Source organism: Streptomyces musisoli (assembly GCF_016741855.1).
Classification (GTDB): Bacteria; Actinomycetota; Actinomycetes; order Streptomycetales; family Streptomycetaceae; genus Streptomyces; species Streptomyces musisoli.
Map to the genome: position 1 here is coordinate 1 of NZ_JAERRH010000109.1, position 593 is coordinate 593.

General features: G+C 69.1%; 1 protein-coding gene. It reads left to right on the forward strand.

Annotation, left to right across the window (positions count from 1 at the left end; translation table 11 throughout):
* Positions 1-593: condensation domain-containing protein (locus tag JK361_RS40680; protein ID WP_201828265.1), on the forward strand; the 593-nt coding region annotated here is incomplete at both ends.

The following is a 593-nucleotide window of genomic DNA, read 5'->3' on the forward strand; positions in this document are numbered from 1 at the left end:
TTCCGGACCAGTTGGAGTTGCCGGCGGACCGCCCCAGGCCGGCCGTCGCCTCCTTCCGGGGCGACCGGGTCGCATTCGAGCTTGCCCCGGACCTGCACACGGGACTCACCGCCCTGGCCCGGGAGACCGGCGCCAGCGTGTTCATGGTCGTCCAGGCCGCACTGGCGACCTTGTTGTCGCGTCTGGGTGCGGGGACGGACATTCCGATCGGTTCGCCGGTCGCGGGCCGTACGGACGAGGCGTTGGACGATCTGGTCGGGTTCTTCGTGAACACGCTGGTGTTGCGCACGGACCTGTCCGGTGATCCCACGTTCCGTGAGCTGATCGGGCGGGTGCGGGAGGCGGACCTGGCGGCTTACGCGCACCAGGACGTGCCGTTCGAGCACCTGGTCGAGGTGCTCAACCCGACGCGGTCCCTGTCCCGCCACCCGCTCTTCCAGGTCATGCTGGCGTTCCAGAACAACGCCCGGGCCGAACTCCAACTCCCCGGCGTCACCCTGACCGCCGACGTGGCCGAGGCGACTACGGCCAAGTTCGACCTGCTGCTCCGTGTCGCCGAGAAGGAAACGAACTCCGGGGGCCTGGAATGCCTG